This is a genomic window from Streptomyces sp. NPDC042201 (assembly GCF_055582185.1).
This window is the reverse complement of record NZ_JBVJDS010000006.1, coordinates 426,652-447,239: the sequence shown is the minus strand read 5'-3', so window position 1 is coordinate 447,239 and position 20,588 is coordinate 426,652. Positions and strand designations below refer to the sequence as shown.

The 20,588-nt window shown below is 69.8% G+C and carries 22 protein-coding genes; 14 read left to right on the top strand and 8 right to left on the bottom strand.

Annotated features, from left to right (window positions below):
* The first annotated feature begins 7 nt into the window (after positions 1-7).
* The 6 genes from ACZ6MZ_RS17925 to ACZ6MZ_RS17900 are packed head-to-tail and all read left to right on the top strand — an operon-like array spanning position 8 to position 3,850.
* On the top strand, positions 8-280 hold the full coding sequence (locus ACZ6MZ_RS17925) for an acyl carrier protein (RefSeq protein ID WP_384327855.1): 273 nt from the start codon (positions 8-10) through the stop codon (positions 278-280).
* Positions 277-567 carry a hypothetical protein gene (locus ACZ6MZ_RS17920; RefSeq protein WP_469352856.1) on the top strand — a complete coding sequence of 97 codons (291 nt, stop codon included), beginning with the start codon at positions 277-279 and terminating at the stop codon, positions 565-567. The genes ACZ6MZ_RS17925 and ACZ6MZ_RS17920 overlap by 4 nt, the downstream gene beginning before the upstream one ends.
* On the top strand, positions 557-1,750 hold the full coding sequence (locus tag ACZ6MZ_RS17915) for a beta-ketoacyl-[acyl-carrier-protein] synthase family protein (protein ID WP_469352854.1): 1,194 nt from the start codon (positions 557-559) through the stop codon (positions 1,748-1,750). Before ACZ6MZ_RS17920 ends, ACZ6MZ_RS17915 begins: the two co-directional genes overlap by 11 nt.
* On the top strand, positions 1,747-2,499 hold the full coding sequence (locus ACZ6MZ_RS17910; protein ID WP_469352852.1) for a beta-ketoacyl synthase chain length factor: 753 nt from the start codon (positions 1,747-1,749) through the stop codon (positions 2,497-2,499). Before ACZ6MZ_RS17915 ends, ACZ6MZ_RS17910 begins: the two co-directional genes overlap by 4 nt.
* Positions 2,496-2,921 carry a PaaI family thioesterase gene (locus tag ACZ6MZ_RS17905; protein WP_389786428.1) on the top strand — a complete coding sequence of 142 codons (426 nt, stop codon included), beginning with the start codon at positions 2,496-2,498 and terminating at the stop codon, positions 2,919-2,921. The genes ACZ6MZ_RS17910 and ACZ6MZ_RS17905 overlap by 4 nt, the downstream gene beginning before the upstream one ends.
* Before the next feature lie 59 nt (positions 2,922-2,980).
* Complete coding sequence (locus tag ACZ6MZ_RS17900; RefSeq protein WP_389786426.1) at positions 2,981-3,850, top strand: MaoC/PaaZ C-terminal domain-containing protein; 870 nt, start codon at positions 2,981-2,983, stop codon at positions 3,848-3,850.
* Between the two features lie 49 nt (positions 3,851-3,899).
* On the opposite strand, the gene ACZ6MZ_RS17895 is transcribed toward ACZ6MZ_RS17900, so the two are convergent.
* The 5 genes from ACZ6MZ_RS17895 to ACZ6MZ_RS17875 form a co-directional block, all read right to left on the bottom strand.
* Positions 3,900-4,559 carry a TetR/AcrR family transcriptional regulator gene (locus ACZ6MZ_RS17895; protein ID WP_469352850.1) on the bottom strand — a complete coding sequence of 220 codons (660 nt, stop codon included), beginning with the start codon at positions 4,557-4,559 and terminating at the stop codon, positions 3,900-3,902.
* Between the two features lie 103 nt (positions 4,560-4,662).
* Positions 4,663-5,400: an SDR family NAD(P)-dependent oxidoreductase gene (locus ACZ6MZ_RS17890; protein ID WP_469352848.1), complete on the bottom strand. Its 738-nt coding sequence runs from the start codon at positions 5,398-5,400 to the stop codon at positions 4,663-4,665.
* Positions 5,401-5,486: 86 nt separating this feature from the next.
* On the bottom strand, positions 5,487-6,425 hold the full coding sequence (locus tag ACZ6MZ_RS17885) for an alpha/beta hydrolase (protein ID WP_469352846.1): 939 nt from the start codon (positions 6,423-6,425) through the stop codon (positions 5,487-5,489).
* 205 nt (positions 6,426-6,630) lie between these two features.
* On the bottom strand, positions 6,631-7,269 hold the full coding sequence (locus tag ACZ6MZ_RS17880; protein ID WP_469352844.1) for a maleylpyruvate isomerase family mycothiol-dependent enzyme: 639 nt from the start codon (positions 7,267-7,269) through the stop codon (positions 6,631-6,633).
* The gene (locus tag ACZ6MZ_RS17875) at positions 7,262-8,176 is read right to left on the bottom strand and encodes an alpha/beta hydrolase (protein ID WP_469352842.1); all 915 of its coding nucleotides are present in this window, start codon (positions 8,174-8,176) and stop codon (positions 7,262-7,264) included. Before ACZ6MZ_RS17875 ends, ACZ6MZ_RS17880 begins: the two co-directional genes overlap by 8 nt.
* An 85-nt stretch (positions 8,177-8,261) precedes the next feature.
* On the opposite strand from ACZ6MZ_RS17875, the gene ACZ6MZ_RS17870 reads away from it, so the two are divergent.
* Complete coding sequence (locus ACZ6MZ_RS17870) at positions 8,262-8,897, top strand: TetR/AcrR family transcriptional regulator C-terminal domain-containing protein (protein WP_469352840.1); 636 nt, start codon at positions 8,262-8,264, stop codon at positions 8,895-8,897.
* Positions 8,898-8,951: 54 nt separating this feature from the next.
* On the opposite strand, the gene ACZ6MZ_RS17865 is transcribed toward ACZ6MZ_RS17870, so the two are convergent.
* Both ACZ6MZ_RS17865 and ACZ6MZ_RS17860 read right to left on the bottom strand, forming a co-directional pair.
* Positions 8,952-9,887: an AfsA-related hotdog domain-containing protein gene (locus tag ACZ6MZ_RS17865; protein ID WP_469352837.1), complete on the bottom strand. Its 936-nt coding sequence runs from the start codon at positions 9,885-9,887 to the stop codon at positions 8,952-8,954.
* A 553-nt stretch (positions 9,888-10,440) separates the two neighbouring features.
* Complete coding sequence (locus tag ACZ6MZ_RS17860) at positions 10,441-11,148, bottom strand: SDR family NAD(P)-dependent oxidoreductase (RefSeq protein ID WP_469352835.1); 708 nt, start codon at positions 11,146-11,148, stop codon at positions 10,441-10,443.
* Between the two features lie 102 nt (positions 11,149-11,250).
* Here ACZ6MZ_RS17860 and ACZ6MZ_RS17855 point away from each other — a divergent pair, with 102 nt between their 5' ends.
* Complete coding sequence (locus ACZ6MZ_RS17855; protein ID WP_469352833.1) at positions 11,251-12,087, top strand: helix-turn-helix transcriptional regulator; 837 nt, start codon at positions 11,251-11,253, stop codon at positions 12,085-12,087.
* A gap of 27 nt (positions 12,088-12,114) precedes the next feature.
* Here ACZ6MZ_RS17855 and ACZ6MZ_RS17850 read toward each other — a convergent pair whose 3' ends face one another.
* Positions 12,115-12,603 (bottom strand): hypothetical protein, encoded by a 489-nt coding sequence (locus ACZ6MZ_RS17850; RefSeq protein WP_469352831.1) that lies wholly within the window; start codon positions 12,601-12,603, stop codon positions 12,115-12,117.
* 407 nt (positions 12,604-13,010) lie between these two features.
* Between ACZ6MZ_RS17850 and ACZ6MZ_RS17845 the strand changes: the two genes are divergently transcribed.
* The 6 genes from ACZ6MZ_RS17845 to ACZ6MZ_RS17820 all read left to right on the top strand — a co-directional run bounded on the left by ACZ6MZ_RS17845 (position 13,011) and on the right by ACZ6MZ_RS17820 (position 20,138).
* The gene (locus ACZ6MZ_RS17845; RefSeq protein WP_469352829.1) at positions 13,011-14,069 is read left to right on the top strand and encodes a WD40 repeat domain-containing protein; all 1,059 of its coding nucleotides are present in this window, start codon (positions 13,011-13,013) and stop codon (positions 14,067-14,069) included.
* Positions 14,070-14,430: 361 nt separating this feature from the next.
* Complete coding sequence (locus ACZ6MZ_RS17840) at positions 14,431-16,218, top strand: hypothetical protein (protein ID WP_469352827.1); 1,788 nt, start codon at positions 14,431-14,433, stop codon at positions 16,216-16,218.
* Positions 16,219-16,292: 74 nt separating this feature from the next.
* Entirely contained in the window at positions 16,293-17,009 is a 717-nt protein-coding gene (locus ACZ6MZ_RS17835) for a GntR family transcriptional regulator (protein ID WP_469352826.1), read from the top strand.
* A gap of 85 nt (positions 17,010-17,094) precedes the next feature.
* Positions 17,095-18,423 (top strand): MFS transporter, encoded by a 1,329-nt coding sequence (locus ACZ6MZ_RS17830; protein ID WP_469352824.1) that lies wholly within the window; start codon positions 17,095-17,097, stop codon positions 18,421-18,423.
* A gap of 33 nt (positions 18,424-18,456) precedes the next feature.
* Positions 18,457-19,818: an acyclic terpene utilization AtuA family protein gene (locus ACZ6MZ_RS17825; RefSeq protein WP_469352822.1), complete on the top strand. Its 1,362-nt coding sequence runs from the start codon at positions 18,457-18,459 to the stop codon at positions 19,816-19,818.
* Between the two features lie 2 nt (positions 19,819-19,820).
* Entirely contained in the window at positions 19,821-20,138 is a 318-nt protein-coding gene (locus tag ACZ6MZ_RS17820) for a DUF4387 domain-containing protein (RefSeq protein ID WP_386875318.1), read from the top strand.
* Positions 20,139-20,588 lie beyond the last annotated feature (450 nt).

Below are 20,588 nucleotides of genomic sequence, written 5' to 3'. Positions count from 1 at the left end.
AACCGCTGTGGAGTCACAGATCCGCTCGTTCGTCATCGGCATCATCGGCGAGATCGACCCGACCGTGGACGACACGGTCTCCGACGACCTGCCGCTCGGTCCCGGCGGTCTCGAACTGGAATCTCTCGCCCTCGTTGAACTCCTTGTGCAGGTGGAGCACGAGTACGGGGCCGAGATCCGGGACGAGGATCCGGCCGCCCAGCCGACCGCCACGCTCGGAGAGTTCGTCGCGGCGGTCGCCCGGAGCAGGGACGGCGTGTCCACGGAGACGACCGCGTGATCACGACCGACGAGATCCGCAGGCTGCTCACACACCATCAGATCGTGCCCGCCTCGCTGGAAGAGCTGGGCGAGGACACACCGATCACACTCGACTCGCTGGCACTGGTGTGGTTTCAGCACGTACTGGACGAGGAGCACGGTATCGGCGTCGACCCGTACGGCGCGGACCTCGACCACTTCACCTCGGTACGCGGCATCCACACGTTCCTTTCGGCAGCCGGGCCCGCGGGGAACGCCGCAGAGCCACACGCCGGGACCGCGAACGGTGGCCCCGATGCCCACTGACATCAGGATGCCCACTGACATCAGGGTGACGGGGTATCAGACCTTCACCGCGTTCGGCGCCGGCGCCGGTGTGCTGCGGGACCATGTGTTCACCGGACGCTCCGCGTTCGCGCCGGTCGAGCGCTTCGACACCGGCCCGTTCCGCAACGCGTACGGCGCCACCCACGGCGGCCGGGACACTCCGCCCCGGCAGCTCGAGACCATCCTCGACTGCGCGCGCGGGGCGCTGGCCGCGGCCAAACTGGCCCCGGCGGCCGTGGACGGGCGGCGGGCCGCGGTACTCATCGGCACCCAGGGCGACTTCACCGGCATCCACCACTTCTGGCAGGACACCGCGGCCGACCGGGATCCTGACCCTGCCGACACGCACCGCAGCTTCGCGGGAGGCATACCCGCGGCGGTCGCCGCGGCACTCGGATTCACCGGAGCCAGGCTGGCCTTCATCAACGCGTGCGTCGCCTCGGCCAACGCGGTCATCCACGCGTGCCGTCTGATCGCGGCCGGCCAGGCCGATGTCGCCGTCGTCGGTGGTGTGTATCTGGTCGACGAGGAGCAGTTCGCCAAATTCGACTCCGGGCGCACCTTCGCCAAGGACGGACGGCTGCGTCCGTTCGCCCGGGGACGCAGCGGGATGCTGCTGGGTGACGGCGCCGCGGCCCTCGTCCTGGAGTCGGAGGAGCACGCGCTGCGCCGTGGGGCCAGGAGCCTGGCCCGTATCCCCGGCTTCGGCATGGCCGCCGACGCCCACCATGTCGTACAGCCGCATCCGAAGGGACTCGGGATGAGCCGGGCGATCGGACGCGCCCTGGACAGGGCGGCTGTCGCGCCCGAGGAGATCCCGTACGTCAACGCGCACGGCACCGGTACCCGGCTGAACGACCCGGCCGAGACCGCGGGCCTGCACGCCGCGTTCGGCGCGCACGCCCCCCGGCTCATGGTCAGCTCCACCAAGAGCATGACCGGACACATGCTGGAGGCCACCGGCGCGGTGGAACTCGTCATCAGCCTCATGGCGCTGGAATCCCAGACCGTGCCGCCCACCGCCGGATTCGACGAGCTCGACCCCGAGTGCGATCTCGACTACGTGCCGAACGAGCCGCGGCCGGCGGAGCTGCGCCGAGTGCTCTCGCTGAACGCCGGTTTCGGCGGACTGAACACCGCGATCATCCTGGAGCAGTTGTGAGAGCACCCGCAGTCCCGCACCCCGCCGACCCCGGAGAAGCCCGCGCCGGCGGGCCGTCGCCGCGCGTGGTCGCGGCGGCGAGCCTCGCACCGGGCGCGGAGGGGACCGAGCTGCCGGCGGTGCCCGGGTTCATCGCCTCCAGCTTCAACCCGCTGGTGCGGGAGACCGTACGGCGCTGCCTCGGCGAGCCGGGAGACCCCGCGCGTCCGAATCCGCTCATCGCGCCGTACGCCGACAGGACGGCGCTCGTCCTCGCCACCGTGGCGGGCGACGCCACGACCTCGGACCTGGCGAGCCGGAAGCTGGTGAGCGGACGGGTACACAATCCGCTCCTCTTCTTCCAATCGGTCACCACGTCGATCCTGGGACATCTCACCATCGAGTACGGACTCACCGGACCGGTCTCCTGTCTGGCCGCGGACAGCGACGTCGGCGAGGAGGCGCTGCGGGCGGCCGAGCTGCTGCTGGAGGACGAGGACCTCGATCAGGTGCTCGTCATCGCGGTGGAGCTGGCCGCCAACCCCCGTACTACGGCCGCCTTCGGCCATCTCGCCGCCTCGGGCGGCACAGGACGGCCGCCGGAGGGCGATCACGCGGTGGCGCTCCTCCTGCGGGGCGCCGGGGGCGCGGGCATCGCGCTGCCGGGGCCCGGGGACAGGCAGGGGTGGCCCGACCCCGGATCGTTCCGGGCTCTGGCCGCGCTCGCCGAGCGGGTATCAGCACAAGCCGCGCGAGGAGAAGAGGCATGAAGCAGTCACTGGCTGAGCTCATGGCCGGTTTGCCGACGGAGCTGGCGGCGGAACAGCTCATCCACCGGCTGGGCATAGAAGTCACGGAGTGGACCCGGGAGCGCGTGGTCGCGACCATGCCCGTGGCCGGGAACCGTCAGCCGTACGGACTCCTGCACGGCGGCGCGAACGCCGCGCTCGCCGAGACGCTCGGTTCCCTCGCCGCGGGCGCGTATGTGGCGCCGGACGGGATGCTCGTCGGGCTCGAACTGAGCTGCACGCATCATCGGGCCGCCCGCCAGGGGCTGGTGACGGGTGTCTGCGAACCGCTGCACCAGGGAACCCAGGTCGGCACCTACCAGGTGACGATCAGGGACGACCGGGACCAGCTCGTCTGCACCGCGCGGCTGACGTGCCTGCTGCGCAAGCGGCCGGGGCGCTGACCCGTGGCCGGGCTTTCTCGAGGGCAGCAGCGTGAGGACCACAGCATGAGGACCACAGCGTGGTGACCGGCCGGCATCAGGTGACCGGTCCCGATGTCGTACGGTTCCGCTCCCTGCTGGCCGGGGCGGACAGATCGCTCCTGGGCGGACCGGGGCGCGCCGGGGGTGCCGGCGGAGCGCCGTCACCGCTCGGGCTGCTGGCCGCCCTCGCGCTGCGTGTGAGTGACCGTCTGCTGTCAGCTACGGGGCTTCGCGACGGCGTGGTGCCGATCCACGGTGCGCAGCGGCTCCGGGTGCTGCGGCCCGTGCTCGCCGGGGACGTGCTTCTCTCCACCGCCTCCGTCGCGTCGGTGAAGCCGCTCGGCGCGGGGATCGCCACGGAGGTGGTCGTGGGGTTCACGGCCGAGACCGGCGATGTGCTCGCGGAATCCACCGCGCTGCTGGTGCACGGCCCTCCGCCGACGGGCCCGACTCCTGCCGCCGGGCCTGCCCGGCCGGGCGGCACGCCTGCCGCACGTGCCGAGAGCGCCGCCGGGGAGGAGGCCCCACGGACCTCGTCGTTCGCCGTGACCCGTGCGCTCCTGCGGGAGTACGCCGAGGTGTCCGGGGACCACAACCCCATCCATCAGTCGGAATCCGCCGCCCGTGCGGCAGGCTTCCCCGACGTGATCGCCCACGGCCTGCTCACCTTCGCCCTGGCCGGTCACCACCTCGCCGGCTTCGCGGGGGAGGACCGGGTGAGCGAACTCCGGCTGCGCTTCGCCAGGCCCCTGGTCGTCCGGCCCGGCGGTGCGGTGGTCTCGATGACCGACAGCCCGGTGCCGGGCCACGACCCCGACGGCCTTGTCCTGAGAGCCATGGACGGCGACGGCACGACGTTCGCCACGGGACGGGCTGTGCTGCGGCGGCACGGCCCGGACAGCGCCTAGACGATCAATTCCAAGGGGCCAGTGATCGTACGTTCCTGGTCCCGGACCGTCACGAGGCGCTCAAGCGGGCCATCGCCTGGTAGAGCTGCTGATTGGTGAGCGGCGGGTCCTCAAGCGTGCTCTCACCGCGGTAGCGGAGGGACTCCAGGATCAGCATCAGCTGTCGGCGCCACGCTTGGGGAGCGATATCGGCAGTGGCTTCGATGATCCGGCTGTTCGCCCACGTCACCGCGATGAGGTCGCCGATCGTCAGGTCCTGGCGAGCGACCTTCGCGTCCTGGGCTCGCTTCAAGATGCTCTCCATCGCCTCGCAGACCCGATCATGCATCACCTCGGTTTCCTCGCTGGAGGGAAACCGCATCGAGACGAAGTCGTTGAAGCCGCGGTCGCCCGCTTGCATCCCGCAGAGCGCCTCAAGGTAGGAGCTCAATCCGACCCAGGGGTCTTCCGCTGTGAGCGCGACCTCCGCAGCGGCCATGAAGGATTCAAACTTCTCTTCGAAGGCTGCCAGGAGCAGGTCGACCCGCTTGGGGAAGTGCCGATACAGGGTTCCGATCGCGACGCCCGCGTTCTTGGCGATGTGCTCCAAGGGGGCATTGATGCCCTGCTCCGCGAACGCCGACCGCGCGGCCTCGATGATGCGTTCACGGTTGCGCGCCGCGTCGCGGCGGAGGCGTGGAGCGGCCGAGTCCTGAAGCGCTTTTCTCACCGGGCCAGGGTACAAGGTGAGGCATCCCTCACCACGGCACCGTCACGGCGCTGGTCACGGACGGATGGGCGCCGCGCCGCCTCCGCCGGAGCCCGACGCGCTCTCATACAACGGTGCGGCCACCGTTCACATCCAGCGTCGCGCCCGTCACGAACCGCGCCTCGTCGCTGACGAGGAACACGATGGCCGCGGCGATGTCTTCCGGGTCGGCGACGAAACCCAGCGGGGCCTGCGCAGCGAGCTGCCGCAGCCCGTCTCCGAGGGCCTCGGATCCCGGAGTACGGGTCGGGCCGGGGCTCACGGAGTTCACCCGTACCCCGGCCGGGCCGAACTCGGCCGCCCAGCTCTTGGTCAGCAGGTCCAGCGCCGCCTTGCTCGCCCCGTAGACGGCCAGGCCCGGGAGCGCGAGTTCGGCGGCCAGCGTGGACACGTTGACGATCGCTCCACCACCCCGTGCCGCCATCGCCGGCGCAATGCTCGCAACCAGGTAGAACGGGGCCTTCAGGTTGGTGGCAAGCACCGCGTCGAATGTCGATTCATCGGTGCCCGCGGTCGGTCCACCGGCCCCGATCGCGGCGTTGTTCACCAGGATGTCGAGGGATCCGCCGACGGACTCGGTGGCCTTGGCCGCGAGTTCCGCCGCGGACCGTGCGTCCCGCAGGTCGGCGCCGACGAACTGCGCTGCTCCTCCCTCGGCCCGAATCTGCTCCACTACCTGCAGCCCGCGTTCAGCGTGGCGGCCGGAGACCACGACCCGGACGCCGCCGCGGGCGAGCTTGAGTGCGGTGGCGCGACCGATTCCACTCGTCGAGCCGGTGATGAGGGCGGTCTTGGTCTCCACGGGGTATCTCCTAGTGCGAATGAGTTCGGACGGGCTTGATGGATGGTGACCGGGGTGCCTGTCGCGGGCTTGCCGGCGGTCCGACGTCACAGGTTCCGAAGGAAAACGACACGATCTGCGAACGCGCTCCGTGCCACGCGGGAGTCGGGTGCGAACTGATCGAAGCCGTGGAATGCGCCGGGGCGTACGGAGAGGTGCACGGCCACGCTGTGTTCCATGAGCCGCTTGGCGTAGGCGACGGTCTCCGCGCAGAAGAGGTCCAGTTGGCCGACCTCGAGGTAGGCCGTCGGCAGATCGTGCAGCGAGCCCGCGCGGGCGACCGAAGCGGAGGGAGGCACGTTGTCGGCGCCGTAGGTGTCGCCGAGGTAGGCCTGCCAGCCGGTGGCGTTGTCAGCGACCGACCAGGTAAGGAATGGCTCGGCAGCAGGGTCGGCGAGCGCCGTGCGGTCATCGAGCATCGGGTACACGAGGATCTGTGCGGCCACGGGCCCGATCCCACGGTCACGGCACACCAGCGCCGTCGCGGCCGCGAGGCCACCCCCGGCGGAGTCACCCATGAGCGCGACACGAGCCCCGGGCACGCGCTCAGCGGCATGCTCGATTGCCCACTCAACGGCGGCGACACAGTCCTCAACGGCTGCCGGGTACGGCGCTTCGGGCGCCAGGCGGTAGTCGACTGCGATCATCGCGACCCCGGCCTGCGACACATAGCGGCGGCAGACGTGGTCGTATCCCTCGACGCTGCCGGCGATGAGACCACCGCCGTGAACATGGACGACCAGGGCATTCGGCACGTTCGATGGCTTGTACAGGCGTAGCGGGAGGGTGTGCCCGTCCGAAGACGGCACGGTGAAGTCGACCACTTCGACGCGGTCATCGTGTGCCGCAGCGGCGGCCAACCCTCCATAAAGGGCGTCGATGTTCGCCCGCCGGGTTTTCCAGTCGCGCACCGCGGGCGGTGTCGGTGGGGCGGCCGCTGCCATCGCGCCGACTGCCTCGAAAAGTTCGTTGTCGATGCTGAGCACGGTGATCCTCCAAGTCGTCGTGAGAGGTGTCCCGGGTCCGCCCGCCCCGCTGTTGCTGGAGCGACCGCCAACTGGGGGCGGAGCGAAGTCGAGGCATGCCTCATGTTGTGCTGAAACATAACATGAGGCATGCCTCCGATTCGACCCCCGGTCCCGTGCGCTCCGCGCGGCCGGCTGTTCGTACTCGTCGGCCGGGGAATCGCGCTCACAGCCGGGTTCGCAGGGCGGTGGTGCCGTTGCCGGTGAGGTCGGGCAGGGCGTGGCGGCGGCCGGCGAGGACGGAGATGAGGTGCTCGGCGGCGCCGGCGACGTCGAGGTTCTGGTCGCCGGGGCGGTGCCAGTCGGTGTCGGTGGTGCGGAGGGTGAGGCCGCGGGCTCGGGCGCGGGCCGGGATGAAGGGGTTGGGGAGGGTCGTCTCGATCTTCAGGACGGCGTTGGCGACTTCGGGAGTGATGCGGGCCGGCCGGTCCAGGGCGAGGGCGATGTCGAGGTGGTGGACGGTGTGGTCGCCGAGCATGAGCGGGGTGGGCAGGAGCCGTCCGATGCCGCGGGGCCGGGCGCGGGCCCGGTCGAAGGCGTCGAGGAGCTCATGCGGAGTGTGACGGTGGCCGTGGCGGCGGGAGAGGTCCTCGTTGGCGCTGTCGAAGGATCCGCGGTGGCTGCCCATGGCGACGAGCAGTCGTGGCAGCGGAAGTCGCAGTCCGAGGACGAGGTGGGCGAGGACGTCCTGATTGGTCCAGCCGGCGCACAGGCTGGGGCGGTGCCACTCGTCGTCGGTGAGGGTGCGGGCGAACGAGGAGAAGTCGTCGTCCTGGCGGGCGAGGAGCGCGGTGTGGTCAGTCACGGCCGGCCTCGCTGAGCGCCGTCAGCCGCAGGTGCCGGGTCAAAAACGCGACCTGGTCGCGGATGATGCCGTCGACGAGCGGCGGGTGGTAGACCTCGAAGTGGTCGGCGGGGTAGTGCAGGGCGGTGCCCCGGGGCGCCCGCTGCGCCGTCTTCGCGGCAATCCGGGGGTCCATGAGGGTCTCGTGGTCGGAGACGCAGACCAGGAGTGGGGCCCGGATCGACGCGGCGCGGCGGGAGGCGTTGAGCTTGACGAGTTCGAAGCCGACCGAGGCCGTCACGCGGTTGTCGAACGACGCACCGGGCGGAATCATGCCGTACCAGCCGTCCTTGGCCCCGGGTACGGTCACGATCGCGGTCTTTCCGGGGTCGTCGACGAGGGGAACGTAACGGCGCGGCAGGCGGAGTGCGGCGCGGATCAGGTCGCTGGTGATCGGGCCGGCGAGCTTCGCGATGGCGCCGAGGCCGGAGCTGAATGCCGCGTTCATGGTGTTCATGACGGGGCACTGCACGACCGCGGCGGCGAGCTCGGGATGTTCGGCTGCCGCGAGCAGGACGTGGGTGGCTCCCATCGAGGTCCCCCACAGGGCGATCCGCGTCGGATCGACGCGCGGGTCCTCGGCGAGGAAGGCCAGCGCCGCGTCGATGTCGGCCAGCTGCCGGGGGATCGAGACCAACTGCCGGGGCATTCCCTCGGAGGCGCCGATGTGCCGGAAGTCGAAGGACAGGACGACCATGCCGGCGTCGGCGAAGGCCTGCTCGTACTGGTCGAGCCGCATGTCGTGGGTGGCGCCGAAGCCGTGGACGAGGACTACGGCCGGGTGGGGGCCGTCGCCGGCCGGAGGGGTGATCCACGCGGCGCACCGCTCCCCCTGGGAGAGGAACGAGGTGTGGTGGGTTTCGGGCATGGGAGGGTGTCCTCACTCGGATACGTACGCTGTACGTGTAGTAGATTCGAATACGTACGGCGTACGTGTCAAGTGGAGAGTGACGATGAAAGCCCGGTTCACACTGGCGGAGATCCAGCAGCAGGCGCTGGCCATCGTCGATCGCGACGGCCTGGCCGGGCTGTCGATGCGCTCGCTCGCGGGAGCACTGCGGACGGGCCCGATGACGCTCTACAACTACGTCGATGGCCGCGAGGCCCTTGAGGAACTCGTGGTCGACGCCGTCGCCGCTTGCGTGGACACACCGGAACCCACCGACGACTGGGCCGCCGACACGCGGGCCGCCGCCACCGCCCTGTGGCGCGCGGTCCGTGCGCACCCGGCCGCCGTGCCGCTCCTCCTCACACGCCGTACGTCCAGCCCGGCAGGTCTGGCCCCGGCGGAGGTCCTGGCCGCCGCCCTCACCCGCTCAGGCCTCGACGGCGCCGATCTGCTCGCCGCCTTCCGGGCCGTCATGGCCTTCGTGATGGGCCTCGCCCAAGCCGAACTCGCCGGCCCTCTCGCGCCGGAGGGTGCCGCGGCCGCCGAGGCCCATCGCATCGGGGCCCTCGCCGAGGGCACCCTCCCCGCCCTCTCCCGACTCGCCGCGGTCAGCGCCGACTACGCCGACGAGGAGTTCGACCGGGGGCTCGCCCTCGTCCTCTCGGGCATCCAGCAGGCCGCGGAGCGCGCGCACGCCTGACCCGGCGCCGTAATCGGTTCCCCCGGCGCCGACCGGCGCCGGGGGAGCGGGGTGTCATGGCCTTCGGTCGGCGACGGCCGGTGAGCGAGTGGACGAGCGGGTGGACGAGCGCGTGGTGGTCACGGAGCCGAGCAGCGCCGCCGTGGCCAGGATGTCGTCGCCCTGCCGGGCGGCGACCCGTACGGCGAACTGCTCGCCTCTCGGCTGCTCACCGGCGGGCGTGGCCGTGATGATCACGGGAGTGCCCGGCTCACCGAACTCCTCGAAGGCCACAGCGCCGGAAGCAAGGGCCCATGTCCGGTCGGCGGACTCCGCGCCCCCACTTCGTGAAGCCATCAGCGACGCGGCCCGGTGGAAGGCTTCGAGCAGGGTCATGCCCGGGATGTGACCACAGCCGCTGCCGAAGCCGGCTGAACATCCGGTGCCCGGTCTCAGCTCCCAGGAATTCTCCCCGGCGGCGGCCAGCGTCACGTCCCGGTCGTGGAGACCGATGACGGCGGGAGTCGACACGCGGTGGACGACGTCGCAGCGGCCGGGGCTGAGTGCCTGCCAGCCCATGCCCACTTGGCCGACGCGCTGTCCCCCGACGTACACGCCGGCGTCCAGCGACATGCCGAACAGATCGGGGTGGTCGGTATCGACGGTGCAGGTGATGTCGATCCGGACGGTCCGGGAGCTGCCGGCCTCCGTTCCGGCTCTCCGTCCGGCCGGCTCCGACGTGTAGTCGACGCTGGTCAGCACGGAAGGACGATGATGCGGAACCCCGTAGTGCAGGTGCGAGAGGTAACAGCTCGCCCGCCGGACGGTCTCGACCAGCAACAGCGGGTCCGCGGGCGCGCCCGGGTCCGCGGACCCGCCAGGGCCCGCCCCGGACGTGGCCCGGTAGTACGGCCAGTGCGCTTCCACGGAGTACCGGTCGGTCTCCGTGCGCGTCGCTTCGGTGAGCAGGACGTTCGCGACGGCGCTCGGGTCCGCCGACGCGCGGATCACGCACGCGCGCCGCGTGAGGTCCGCCGGTAATTCTTCGGTCGCGGTGTTTTCGGGTGCAGCGGCAAACTGTCTCGTGGTGGTCACGGTCAGATCCCCCCAGGGACGTCCTTGTTTTCGAGGCAGCGCACGGGCAACGGGCGTGGTGGGTGGCGAACTGTGCTCGCGATGGCTCGAAAACATACAGACTGGTCGGAATGTTGGACGCTATGATCCGAGCTGCTCAAGAGGAGTGGCCGCGGCGCGGTCAGTCGGAACCGGCAGCCTTCATAGCTTCCCCCTGTACGTGCGCAACGTGTTGCCCGGATTGCCTCCCGGAAAGCTCTACGCTGGCATGTCCCAGACAGGTCGTCAACGGCACTCCAAGGTCGCGGCGGGGGGCGGTCGCGGACAGGCGAGCCGCCCCACGCGGACCGTAAAGAGGGCAGGTGGACGGTTTCCCTTGTGGGAGTCCAGGGGCCGGGACCACCGACGCTCCGGTTACTTCACCCAGAATTTACTTGGGGCCCCGGTGAACCGCTCCCGACACCGGCTTACCAGCGGCTTACCGACCGGCTTACCAGGGGAGGGGGCCCTCGGCGTCGAAGTAGCCTCCGGTGGGGCCGTCGGGCTCCACCTGCGCCATACGGACGATGATCTCGGCGCCCTGCTCGACGGTCTGGATGCCGGTGTTCCCGTTCAGGTCGGTCTTGGTGTAGCCGGGCTCGACCGCGTTGATCCGCATGTCCGGGAAGGCCTTCGCGTACTGCACAGTGATCATGTTGACCGCGGTCTTCGAGGCTGGGTAGGCTACGCCCGGGTAGGCGTACGTTGGGGTGCCCGCGTCGGTGACCCGGGTCAGCGAGCCCAGCCCGCTGCTGAGATTGACCACGACCGGGGCGGCGGAGCGCCGCAGCAGCGGCAGAAACGCGTGAGTGACGCGCACCATGCCGAAGACATTTGTCTCGAACGTCTGCCGCATCATGCCGGCGGTCACGTCCGCGGGGCCGATCACATTGTTGTCAGTGTCCCTTTCCTCGATTCCCGCGTTGTTGATCAGTACGTCCAGCCCTCCGCCGGCCTCGATGGCCTCGGCGGCAGCCGCCACGGACGCGTCGTCGGTGACGTCGAGCTGGACGGTCCGCGCGCCCAGCCGCTCGGCGGCCCGGCGGCCGCGTTCGGCGTCCCGGCTGCCCAGGTAGACGGTGTGGCCCGCCGCGACGAGTCGGCGGGCGGTCTCGAAGCCGAGACCCTTGTTCGCTCCGGTGATCAGGGTTGTCGTCATGCCTCCAGGTTCCGGCCGCGCGGTGTGGTCAGCCAGCGCTCGGATCTTCCTGGGACTGCCAGTACCAGGGAGATCAGCGGTCGGCGGTACACACTGGTGACCATGGCGAAAGCGGAGTTCGGGCAGGCGGTGCGCCGCTGGCGCGACCGGGTCTCACCGGAGGCCGCCGGGTTGCCCGCCGGCGGGCAGCGGCGCGCGGCCGGACTGCGCCGTGAGGAACTGGCCCTGCTGGCCCAGATCTCCGTCGACTACGTCACCCGCCTCGAACAGGGCAGGGCGACCAATCCGTCGGCGCAGGTCGTCGAGGCCCTGGCCCGGGCACTGCGGCTGTCGGGAGACGAGCGCGTACACCTGTTCCGGATGGCCGGCCTCGTACCGCCGGGACCGGACACGGTGCCCTCGTACATCACCCCGAGCGTCCAGCGCCTGCTGGACAGACTGGCCGGCACCCCGGTCGCTGTCTACGACGCTGCCTGGACCCTGCTCACGGCCAACCCGCCGTACGCGGCGCTGATGGGCGATCCGTCCAGGTGGCGCGGCAACGAGCGGAACGGGGTGTGGCGGAACTTCCTGGGCCCGGGCAGCCGGGTCCGGCACACACCGCGCGAACAGCGCGCGTTCGAGGCCGGACTCGTCGCCGACCTCCGGGCGACCGCCGGCCGGTACCCGGCCGACCAGCACCTGCGGCGCCTGGTCGCGGAACTGCGCCTGAACAGTGGCCGGTTCGCCGAACTGTGGGACGCGGGCGCCGTCGGCCACCACGCGGCCGCGCGCAAGACCGTCGAGCACCCGCACGTGGGCCCCCTGACGCTGGACTGCGATGTGCTCACCGTGGCGGGCAGCGATCTGCGCATCATGATCTACACGGCCGAGCCCGGCACTCAGGACGCCGAACGCCTTGCGCTGCTCGCCGTGCTCGGTACCCAGTCACTCGTCTGATATCCGCGCCACTCGGCGCCGAGCCGGTTACCCGGGCCTGACCGAGGTGTACAGCAACTGCCCTTTGCCGAGTGGTTGTTCCGCGACCGCGCCCCGCCACAGCAGCAGGCCGTGCTGCCGCTCCCAGCGGGCCGCAACGCAGGCCCGCGTCAGCCACTCCACCGACAGCGGCAGCGGGTACAGGGCAGCCCACGGGGACCAGAAGAGGGCGGCGATCAGCGACGGCACGAGGAGCATGAGGAGGAACGGCCAGCTGAAGAGGCGTTGGCGCACCGGGGCGTTGCCACTGGGCAGGACCGCTTCGGGATCGTTCAGCGGCACCGCCGCCTTGAAGGTCCGCACCTCGCCGACCCCCGGGACCGGGGACGCCGCGAAGAGCGCCCCGAGTGCGCCGAGGCCGAACAGGAAGAGGACGACCAGCCGCCCATGGCTGTCGTCCTCCGCCGGAATCCCGCGCACGCTGAACGCCACCAACGCGCCAACGGCGGAGGCACACACCGCCGTTGTGACCCCCATCAGTTGATGGTGGACGTATCTGACCATCGAAGCCCCCCTCCACGGCCCCGAAGCGGAGGGCCACCCCACCCCGACACACCCGCCCCGCCCCGCAACCGCCGCCCACCGTAGTTCGATCCCACCCGGCCCAACCACCGGCCGACCTGAACGGCCGATGAACGCCAAGAGATCCACCCGGGCTCGGCGGCCCGCTCGCCCGCACCGACGGCGCGGTGTTCCTACGCGACCCAGTGGGGCCGGTGCCCTAGCCACTGCGCCTGGACGAACCTTGGCAATGCCCACCCCCGAATGCCTTGAAAGGAGCCATGATTGACGTCGCATCAGTTCTGCTGAGGGGGGCAACCGCAGTGGCGCTCAATATGAATCTTCTGCGTGGCTTGCACGTGTTGACGTTCCGGATCCTTCGGGTGCGTGTGCTGTTGGGTGTGGTCCTCGTACTGGCTCTGCTCCAGGTGCTCTCAGTGGGGCAGGCGCTTCTCACCGCGACGGGGGTCGTGGTGGTGCTGGTCGCCCTCAGGCTGGTGATCCGGAAGAAGCTCGCTCCCAGGTTCAGTGCCGTGTGCCAAGTCCGCGTGGGTGAGAGGACCTTGCTCGCATTCGCCCGCTCCCAACGGGTGATCAGGGTCGGCGATCCGCTCTCCGGCGACGTGGTCAGCATGCTGATGGGACACCGGGGGTGGGTGAACGCCCTGTGCGAGGTGGAGATCGGCGGCAGGATCCTGCTGGCCTCCGGCGGGAGGGACCGGACGGTACGGCTGTGGGATCCGGGTACGGGCAGGCAGGTCTCCGTCCTCAAGGGGGCGAGCGCCGCATTGAGCGGGGTGTGCCACGTGCGTGTGGGGGACGGGACACTGCTGGCCGCCGGTGGGGAGGACGGGCTGATCCATGTGTGGGAGCCGGGCTCCGGTGAACACGTTCGTGTCCTCTCGCCCGGAGCCGGCGAGGTCCTGGAGGTGTGCGCGGTGCGGTCCGAGGGCCGGGACCTGCTCGCCTCGGCACACGTGGATCGGAGCGTACGACTGTGGGAGCCGAGCACGGGGGAGCAGGTGCGGCAACTGAGCGGCCATGAAGGCTGGCCGAACGCCCTGTGCCAGATAGAGACCGCGAACGGGATCCTGCTCGCCTCGGCCGGCACCGACGAGAAGATTCGGCTGTGGAATCCGGCCACCGGGGAGCAACTTCACGTCATGGAGGACGACTTCGGCTGGCTGCACGCCCTCTGCCAGATCACGGTGGGCGAGCGGCACCTGCTGGCCTCCGGCGGTGACGGGCCGGGCGTGAAGCTCTGGGATCCGAACACCGGAGAGCAGACGGGCACCGTGGGCGGTGCCCCGTTCCTCCTGGGGCCCTACGGCTGCGGGTGGGTGCGAAGCCTGTGCCAGATCCAGGTCGACGGTGAACCGAGGATCGCCACAGGTGGGTACGACAAGCGGGTGGAGACCTGGCGCCTCGGGGAGCAGAACTAGGCCCTGTCCGGTCGATCTTCGCGGGCCCGCGACGCCCGGCACGGCACCTCGCCGCGTTGTCGGAGTCGTCCAAGTACGTCCAGTACGAGGACGATCCTCCGCCTTGCGATCCACCGCACCAGACGCCGCGGGCTGATCCACGAAGACCGACCGGACAGGACCTAGCCCGTGTCGCGCTCGGCCGGGCCCAGGAGTGAATGGGTCCGGTCGGCGTTCGGTCTGGGCCCAGATCTGGGCCTTACCTGGGTCTGACCTGGGCCTTGACCTGGGTCCACGGACCCTCCCGTGATCGCTTCCTGCGCTCCTACGCTGCCCACGGCAGACGGGGGTCGCTCGAGCGCGAAGCGCAGGGGGCACACGTATGACGTCAAGACGCGTAGCGGACCGAGGGCAGACCGCGGTCGAATACATCGGCCTCATAGCCGTGGTGACTCTGCTGATCGGCGCCATCGGGGCCGTGTCCATCTCGACCGGGTTGCACGACAGCTTCGAAAGAGCCTTGTGCCGCCTGGTGCAGGGCGCCGGAGACGGTGGTTCCTGCGACTCCGGCAACCTCGCTGATGGTGGTCAGGGCTCCCCCGGATCGCAGCCGCCCGGATCGAAGACCGGGCCGGACGAACCGGTCACCGATCCGGAATCCGCTCCGTCCTCCGGACCGACGGACGATCCGAGCGCGAAGGATCCGTTCCAGCCCGCCAAGTGCCTGCTTGCCGTGGATGACACGAAGGACACCGTGGTCGTCCAGATCCTGTTCATCAAGATCAGCTCCTCGGAGCAGGTCAAGCTCTCGCAGTGGTCCGACGGATCGGTCACCCTGGAGCGAATGAGTACGACCGGTGGCGGCGTCACCGCGTCGATCGACGCGAGCATTCCGGGTCTGAAGAAGTGGGGCGGCGGCGCGTCGCTCAGCGGCAGCTACATGCGCGGCAGCGGCAGCGGCGGGCAGTGGATGTTCAACGCGCACAAGACGGACGACCCGAACGCCGACCTCGCGGCGAACCTCGAAGAGGCGAAGCAGTTCTCCGAATACCTCAAGGAGGCTGAGAAGTGCCGTAACAAGCCGGGCCCTCGCGCGGCCGAACTGGGCATGCTCTGCAGTTACCACGCCGACAAGGACAAGCCGGACGTGGAGCCGGAGCGCGCTCCGGACGTCGACATCACCAAGACCACCACCGAGGCGTCGGGGAGCGTCAGCTTCGGCGGCACCTACGCGAAGAACGACAAAGAGGTCGCGGCGCTGCGGAAGACCATCGCCGACGAAGTGACCAGGAACAACCCGGGCGTCAAGGGAGAGGCCCTGGACAAGCTCATCAAGAACGCCCAGTCCAAAAGCATCATCAAGGACGTGCCGGAGACCAAGAGCGTCGGCAACATCTCCGCCGAGGGCGTGTCGGGCGCGCTCAGCAAGGATGTGGTCGTCATGCGCCACAAGACCGGCCCGAACGCCGGCAAGATCACCTTCGTTTACACCTTCTCGCTCAACGGTTCGGTCGGCCCCGGCGGCCAGGCGAGCGGATCGCGGATGCAGCAGGTAGCCGTCACCTACGACGCGGAGGCGTACGACCGCGAGGAGAAGGACGGCCTGTCGCACCATCCGCAGAAATTGAAGATCACCACGAGCCAGGAGAGCGGTGGAAACGAAGGGGTCTCCCTCGGCGGCGGCGCCAACGCGGGCCCGGTGACCATCGACGTCGGCGGTGGCGGCGGCAAGACCGAGTCGGAACTGCACACCGAGGCGGCCGAGGTGGACCTCTCCGACGAGAAGGACAGCACCACGGCCGAGGACTGGCTGCGCGGACGCGGCAGCAACCCGGCCGACGAGGCCATGCCGTCCCCCTCCTCCATAGCCGAGCCGCTGCCGGCGGACGCCTCCGCGCTCCAGCGCCTGCTGCACGACAAGGGTCAGTTGCAGCGACTGGACTACAAGGTCAACACCGACTGGTGGAACGCCTCGCTCGGTATCGGATTCGGCTTGTCGGCAGGACAGTTCAGTCTCGGATTCAAACTCTTCGGTATCGACATCACCCATGAGCACCGCCGGCAGACCCTGACCGGCAACCCGACCTACGCGAGCGCTCCGCTCGCCGACGGCACCCGGCCCTGGAAGGACTTCACCAACTGCTCCCGGACCAAGCCCGTCGCAAGCTGAGGCGCGGGCGGCGTCCCCGAAAGGCGCCTGGAACCTATTGACTGTTTGCTATAGCAGCGGTCACTCTTGCGACCATGAGCAACAACCCCCTCGGCCCCATGGAGACCACGTCGCTGGCCGACCAGGCCTACCGGCGGCTTCGCGACGCGGTGCGCGAGGGTACCCTGCGGCCCGGTGAGAAGATCACCGAACGTGATCTCGCCGCCCGCCTCGGCGTCAGCCCCACCCCGGTGCGCGAGGCGCTGCGCCAGCTCGTACACGAGAAGGTCGTAGAACGGGTCGGGCCCCGGGCCCTGCGGATCGCGGACCATTCCGCCTCCGCTCTCTCGGAGGTCGTGGAGGCCGAAGTGCGGCTCTCCGCCCTGATGGCCCGTCTGGCCGCCCGCAACGCCACCGATGCCCAGCTCGCCGAGCTGACCGAGCTCCTTGACCGGGCTGACCGCCTGGTCGCACAGACGGAGCGGACGGTGGCCGAGCACGGGCCGGATGCCGAGGTGGCCGAGCGGCTCACCGCCGTCTTCCGACTGCTGCGCCAGTTCCACCACCAGGTGGAGGCCTCTGTCGGGAACCCCGTCCTGGAGGGCCTGCTGCACCAGGCCCGCGCCTTCAGTGACGAGGAGCGCCTGGACCTGACCATCAAGCTGGCCCCGGAGCGGGCCGAGTCGTTCCGCCGCCGCTACCGCGAACACCGAGGTCTGCTCGACGCCTTGCTTGAACGGGACGAAGAGCGGGCCGAGCAGCTCGCCATGCATCACCACCGCGAAGCGCTGATTCAGCTCTCCAGCAGCTGATTTCCCAGCCGCCCGCTCGTCGGCCCCGCAGGACGCGGTCGATGAGCCGGCATTTTGTTGCTATAGCATATGGCAAGGAGCCGCCATGATGCACGACACGCGTCCGCCCTCCCCCGGCGGAGCACCGACCACTCTTCCCCCAGCGGCCACCACCTCCACGCGGATGAGCGGCAGCACGGTCCTGTGGGTGACCCTGGCGGTCTTCGCCCAGGAATCGGTGTGGAACTTCTACGACGCCCAAGTTCCCTCCCAGCTGCGCCACTACCTCACCTCGGCCGGACTGGTGGGACTGATCATGGGCATGGACAACGTGCTCGGCGTCATCGTCCAGCCGTGGATGGGCTTCCTCTCCGACCGCCGGGCGGGCGGCCGTCTTGGGCGCTGGCCGATCATCCTGGCCGGTGCCTGCCTCGCCGCGGTGCCCTTCGCACTGATCCCATGGACAGGCAGCCTGCCGGCCCTCATGGCCTGCGTCGTCTGCTTCGCACTCATCGCCAACGCCTTCAAAGGCATCACCGAGACCCTGGTCTCCGACTACATCGCGCCGGAGAACCGCAGCAAGGCCCAGGGATTCGTCAAAGCCGGCGTCAGCCTCACGATCGTGATCTCCTCACTGGTCAGCCTGCTGGTGGTCGACCGCAGCCTCACCCTGGCCTTCGCCATCCCCCCGGCGCTCATGCTGATCATGCTCGGTGTGTCCTGGACCTTCCTGGGCCGCCGCCACACCCGGACGGTTCTGCCCACGCACACTGACGCCTCAGATGGTGCCGACACGAGTACGGCGGTGGAGTTCTCCTCGCCATGGGCAGTGGTCAAAGACCTCGTCCGGGATCCCTCCGGTTCCCGGATGCTGCTGATGGTCGGCATCTTCTGCTTCGCCGGCATGTGGTCCGCGCTGCGCTCCCTGCTCACCCCGTACGGCACCGAAGTGCTGGGCCTGTCCCGCGGAACCGCGGGCGGCCTGGCGCTGCCCGGTGCGGTCGCCTTCCTGATCGCGGTCGTGCCCATCGCCTACGTGTCGGGACGCCTGGGCCAGGTGCGCGCGATCCGGTACGGCGTGGGTCTGTTCGTCGTGGGGCTGGTGGCCGGATCCATCAACCCGAGCCCCACGACGACGATCGTCTCCATGGTCCTGAGCTCGACCGGGTACGCCGTCTTCGCCGTCAACGCCTTGGTCGCGCTGTGGAATCTGGCCCCCAATGACCGCGTGCTGGGCACCTACACCGGTCTCTACACCGTCGCCTCGGCCACCGGGATGGCGTTGGGGCCCGCGCTCCTTGGGATCACCGTCGACCTCACGGGGTGGCGCTTCATGTTCCTGAACGCCGCCGTCTTCGGCGCCATTGCCTTCACCGTCTTCACCCGCCTCGCCCGCAAAGCCGCCGGGGAGAACACCACCCCCCGGGCAACCTGACGCCCCCGCACAGAGCGCACAGAAAGACCTCTCATGGACTTCCGTATCCTCGCCCCCACTGGCGCCCTGGGCGCCGGGTTCGACGCCGACGCCTTCCGGCGCGGCGTCGCCGCCCGACCGCACGTCATCGCCTGCGATGCCGGATCCACCGACTCCGGCCCCGCAGCCCTCGGCTCCGGAACCCCCAAGCTCTCCGCCCAGGCCGTCACCCGCGATCTGCGCCTGCTACTCAAGGCCCGTGACGAACTCGGTGTACCTCTCATCATCGGCTCGTGCGGCACCAGCGGCCGCGACGTGGGTGTCGACTGGGTGGCAGGTCTCGCCCGCATCATCGCGGCTGAGGAGAACCTGCACTTCAAGCTCGGCCTGCTCTACGCCGACCAGAGCGCCGAACGCCTCCAGACCCTGTACGACGAGGGCCGCATCCAAGCCCTGCCCAACGCCCCGGAAATCGAGCGGGAGTTGTTCGCGCGCAGCCACACCGTCGCGATGATGGGTGTCGAGCCCATCCAGCAGGCCCTGGCCACCGGCTGTGAGGTCATCCTGGCCGGGCGGGCCAGCGACACCGCGCTGTTCGCCGCACTGCCGCACATGCAGGGCGCCGACCCGGGCCTGACCTGGCACATGGCCAAAACCATCGAGTGCGGAGCGGCCTGCGCCATCCCGCCCTCCGCCAACGGCCTGCTGGTCCACCTGCGCGAGGATCACTTCGACGTCACCACCCTCACCGAAGGCACTCGGCTGACCCCCCGCTCCGTGGCCGCCCACACCCTGTACGAGAACGCCGACCCGTTCCGCATTCTGGAGCCGTCCGGCACCCTGGACACCACCCACGCGACCTACGAAGCCATCGACGAGCAGACCGTCCGGGTCTCCGGCGCCGGCTACTTGCCGGCCGACGGCTACACCAACAAGCTCGAAGGCTCCGAACTCGTCGGCTACCAGACCGTCATCATCGGCGGCGTACGCGACAAGGTCGTCATCCAGCGCCTGCCCGAACTGTTGCCCTTCGCCGAGAAGTACTTCGAAGCGAAGATCCTCGACGTCTTCGACGGCCAGGTCGACCCCGCCACCATTGACATCAACTACCGGCTCTACGGGGCGGGAGCAGTCCTCGGCGACCGCGAACCCGACACGCTCGCACCCGAAGAGCTGGGCGTACTTATCACGGTCACCGCGCCCGACCAGGCGACCGCACACGCCATTTCCACCTTTGTGGCTCACGCCTCCAGCCATCTGCCCATCCCCGAGTACGACGGCCTGGTCTCCACCCTGGCCTATCCCTACTCGCCGCCCGAGATGGACCGCGGCCCGCTGTACCGCTTCACCCTCAACCACGTCGCGACCGGTATCACGCCCACCGAACTGTTCCGCACCACCACCGAAGAGGTCTGACCATGGCCACCCTGCTCGACTACTGCTCCCTGGTCCGCTCCAAGAACGCCGGACCCTTCACCCTCACCTTCGACTTCATGTGCCGTGACGAACACACCTACCAAGCGCTCGTCGATACCGGCTTCCTCACCCCGGGCTTGTTCGCCGAGATCTTCAAGCGCGACGAAGACCAGATCCTCGTCGTCAACCACCCCGGCGCGCTGGCGGTCAAGGTCTCCCTGCCGCGCCCGACCGGCCAGGGCGACCTTCGCGACAGCGACTGCTACGCCGGGCAGCAGTACGCCCCGCTGATGGCGATGAATCTGCCCGACCTGTGCTGAGGCGCCGACCGTCGCCACCACAGAGCAGCGCGGGTTCGCCCGCTGGGCGGGAGGGGGTCGAGGGGGAATTTCGCCCGACGGGCTGGGGTTTGCTCGACGACGCGCTCTTGGCGACCCTCGTCTCTTCCCTGTCCCCGACTGAACCGCCCGCGTGGCCCTGCCCTCCAGCCTCCCCGGAGGGCTCCTGGCATTGCCGACGAGGTTGTTCAGGACCTGCTGGAGACGGGGCTGATCACCGCTTACGTAGGCGGGTCCGGGGGCGTTCAGGATGATGACGCGGTCAGGTGCCACGACGCGGGCGTCCTGGACGACGGCAGTCGCCATGCGTCGCAGGTCGACACGCTGGGACGCCAGGGGCCGTCCGGCGTCGAGGCGGGCGAGCAGGGAGAGTTCTTCGACCAGCAGACGCATTCTGCCGACTTCGCCGACGCGTTCCAGGGCGCTGTTGAG